Source organism: Barnesiella sp. CU968, from assembly GCF_905219685.1.
Taxonomy (GTDB): Bacteria; Bacteroidota; Bacteroidia; order Bacteroidales; family Muribaculaceae; genus Lepagella; species Lepagella muris_A.
Map to the genome: position 1 here is coordinate 1 of NZ_CAJMXD010000290.1, position 3,884 is coordinate 3,884.

Annotated in this window: 5 protein-coding genes; all 5 read right to left on the reverse strand. The window is 35.1% G+C overall.

Annotated elements, in window-relative coordinates:
• Nucleotides 1-38: 38 nt before the first annotated feature.
• A complete protein-coding gene (locus JX312_RS10380; RefSeq protein WP_172774732.1) occupies nt 39-377 on the reverse strand; it encodes a hypothetical protein in 339 nt (112 codons plus the stop codon).
• A 76-nt stretch (nt 378-453) separates the two neighbouring features.
• Complete coding sequence (locus JX312_RS10385) at nt 454-1,344, reverse strand: hypothetical protein (RefSeq protein WP_204457948.1); 891 nt, start codon at nt 1,342-1,344, stop codon at nt 454-456.
• Between the two features lie 84 nt (nt 1,345-1,428).
• Nucleotides 1,429-2,454, reverse strand: coding sequence for a hypothetical protein (locus JX312_RS10390; protein WP_204457949.1), 1,026 nt, complete (start codon nt 2,452-2,454; stop codon nt 1,429-1,431).
• Nucleotides 2,455-2,548: 94 nt separating this feature from the next.
• The gene (locus JX312_RS10395; protein ID WP_204457950.1) at nt 2,549-3,355 is read right to left on the reverse strand and encodes a hypothetical protein; all 807 of its coding nucleotides are present in this window, start codon (nt 3,353-3,355) and stop codon (nt 2,549-2,551) included.
• Between the two features lie 71 nt (nt 3,356-3,426).
• On the reverse strand, nt 3,427-3,884 hold a 458-nt coding region (locus JX312_RS10400), incomplete at its 5' end, for a hypothetical protein (protein ID WP_204457951.1).

Sequence of the window (3,884 nt, forward strand, 5' to 3'; positions counted from 1 at the left end):
GGAACGGCGTTAGTCCGTTATCCCGGCTTGTTATGAACTTACTTTACCTCTTGTGCCTTTTTATAATTTGCATAGCGAGCATTTAGAGTGTCCCGCCATTCTTGGCTTGGGCAAGAGTTTATTAACTGAATATACTTATTCTCATCATCAACGCAAACAGACTCTACAAGTTTTAATAAACTCCACTGCAAATCATAAAAAGCATTTTCAGGAAAGATTTGTACCAACACCATAGCTTCATCAAATGATATGGGAAATTGTATTTGTTCTAATAAGGCATCATAAGTATTTACTAATTCATCAATACTCTCTGTATCATTGATGCTTTCATTAGGCATACGACCCAAATCTTTCAACTGTAAAATTTCATTTCTCATATCGTGTACTCTAATTGTTCATAATGGTTTGCAGCTTGCCGCCGTTAGGTGGCACAGGTGCTTGTTATCTGCATTGTTACATAAAAGCTCCGAATAATTCATTGAGCCGTTCCTCATTTATCGGATTGCTACCATTCCATCCTAATAGCGGCAAAATTATATCAGAACGAAAATTTTTAGCAGCTTTACCGTTTATCTCACATCTTTCAGCGAATGGAGTAAAACCATCATACAGTGGCTTCACATATGAATTTGGCATGATACCCAATTCAGCCAATACAGTTAGTTGTCCACGAAAGCGAAATTTCTCATAGTCAGGAATAATTTTTGCCTTTCTTATTCGCTGTTCCAATTTTCCGGGAGTTTCATCTGCTGGAGCATTACGTATATGTTCGATGACACTACGGAAGATTTGAATATCCTTGTCGGTAGGAATACAAGGTGGGAGTTTGGAAAACTCTTCTAAATCTATCACATATTTTCCCCACAGTTCGTTCCACGCATAACCATAGTACCAAGCGAAAATCTCTTCACCTTTTTGTATCCAATTATTCCCTTTAATAGAACAAAGAGGGCAATAACTATCAGAATCGTAAGCATGGGAAGGAACGGCTCTTGCAAACAAATAACTTAGAATTGGTTGTCTGCCTCTTGGAAAACTATTGAATCCACAAATAAAAGCTGATAGACAACTCTTTAAGTTAATATTACTGTTTTGCAATAAAGATTTATACTTCTCAATACATTGATTGTGAGTAAAAAGAACCACCTCATTTACAGGATAGCTATTTTCAAGTAGATAAGTATATTCATCCGCTTTAAGATTATTTGTCGAGTAGCAAGTTGTTTTTGTCGAACAATCAAACTTATCTCCACAATCTATTTCATGGAGATAACCTTTTTCGTCTTTAATGTATTTCTTCTTGAAATACACTTTCTTTAGTATTTTGAATAACTTGTCATTCATTTGCTATTCTTTTTTGCAGATAATGGCTTGACAAGGAGCTGCGTTTAGCAGCTAACTTGGCTTGTTATCAACATTTATAATTACTTACTCCCATATTATTTCACAAAGAGCCAGCTTGTTATCTTCATTACAGATAAATGCCCGGTTATTCCAAACATCTAACACTCGGAAAGCACTATATCCACGAGGCATAACGATGTCAACCAAGGTACAATCAGAAAGACGCAGTAGTTTTTGCTTGCCTTTCCACTCATCTGTTTTGAAAATGGAAGATAAAATTAGCCAAGTTCTATCCCCAGAGAATTTACCTCGCATCCCATGTTTTCCGGGCAAACGGCTTAAATTGTCTTTACCCCATAATTTCTTTTTAAACAAGCCGTTAAACTCTAACTCCATATACCAATAATATCCCATTCCAGCCAAACCTGCTGGATTAATTGTGCTACTTTCCAAAAAAGCATATAGATGTCCATCCTGTTCTTGAATAGAACCTATTAAAGGATAGTTGTAATTGAGAACTGCTTTGGAGAAATCTCCATTCGCTTTTGTCACCGAATCAAGATGTGCTTGCCGAGTTTCAGCTTTGCTATACACACAAGAACCGATGTCAGACCAACGGGCAGTCATTGTTGCAAAATTGACAGTCAAAGTTGTGAAACTGTTTGTTGCTTCTAAAACCCTATCTACTCTACATACAATAGGAAATACATCATGCTCTCCAGTAACAGCTATTGGCATAGGTATGCCTACAGCACACCAGTTATCCATAGAAATAGAAGTCCAATCACCATTTATTTCAGATAACCACCAAAGAGTTTTGCTGGCTCCACAAAGAAATAATATTCCGTTGTTGCAAGATAAAAGTACGGGGGCTTGCCAAATGTCTTGCACTTCTTGGGGTTTTGGACTGGGGATAAATCGGGAAATATCTCCTTTTATCCATAGCACTCCTTTCAACTTTTGCTGTGAATGATAAACAGAGAATACAATTTCCTCTTCGCTACGAGCTATCATCTCTTTGCCGCCAAGTGGACTATATTTGAAAGAAGTGCCAGACAATTTTATTCCGTCAAACTCCCAGTCTTTTATTATTTTCAGTTTCGCTTTCATGATTGAATTTCTGTTTTTGTTGATAATGGCTTGGAAAGGAACGCCGTTCAGGGGTTATCTTTCCTTGTTACTAACTTATATTTCAAAATCACACTTACCAACTTGTTATAGGTCTTTTAGAGTTAAGCCATAAATCTTTAATCCGTTCAGAATAGATAAAAATTTCACTCTCTCCTAAGGTTATGCCAAGTTCCGGTATGACAAAATAAGACCACTTAGGGATAATTTTGTATCTCTTTTTAAGAACGGATAACACTTTAGGAGCAGCTAAATTCATTTCATCATAATAAATATTTGGTATATCCGTAAAATGAATTTCCGTCAAGGTATCATCATCGTAACGTAAAATCAAATTGTGATACTCCTCAAAGTATGCTCCATTACCAAATGCGCCTGTCTTACGTTGCCCTGTTTCTAACGGTTTTCCCAGTATTTTGTGTGCTGTTTCAGTATTACAACCTAATTCAAGTATATCTAAACCGATATAAGGTTTAAGAGATAAAACATCAGGCAAGTGCTTTATTTCAACATATGCATTATATGTTGAAAGGCTGGTTAATGACCTCTCATATAATGATTTTTCTCGATTAGAATATAACGTGATTTCAAATACTCCATTGTTGTTCCAAATAGCCAAGTTCTTATTAGGAAAGATACAGGTGTTACCATCCACAAATGGATTTTCTTTACGATACCATTCCGTTATTTGGCTTAACTCTACTAACTCCCCGTCTATCCGAAAGACATCAGTAACAATAACAGATATGCTTCTTACAAACTGGTTGTTTTGACTAAAACATATTCGGAATTGTTCTGCGGAATAATCCAATTTTAATAATTCCTCTCTACTGATGTCAAGAGGAATATTGTTTATTCTTGATTTTGAAAGAATGTCTATCATTTGCACTATTGTTAGTAATGGTTTGGCGGGGAACGGCGTTAGTCCGTTATCCCGGCTTGTTAATATTAAATTTATGTTTCCTGATAGATTGTTTCAGAATATAATTCTGTCGAAAGAATAATAGATTTTAATTCTCCATTAGGCTTATAATCAAATGAATGTTGTAACGTATCCTGTTCAATATCATATCTATCAAATTGTCTTATAACTATTTTTTGTAGGCGGTCATTTTCATAAAAATATGTTTCTTCTCTACTTCCACGAGAACCCTTAGAATACATTTTCTCTATTTTACCATTACTTCCATATAGATAATATCGGACATTCACAATACGTTTGCTATTATCATATGCAATAGTTTTCATAAGTTCCTTTTCATAAATGAAAAAGGTGTAATAGAATTGATTTTTAAGTTCCAAGCCCTCTCGGATTTCTATAATTTGATTTTTTACATCGAAATAATAAGTAAATAGGTTATTAGTTGTTTTAAGAGAAGTTACATTTCCAACTATTTTCCCTTGCTTAAATC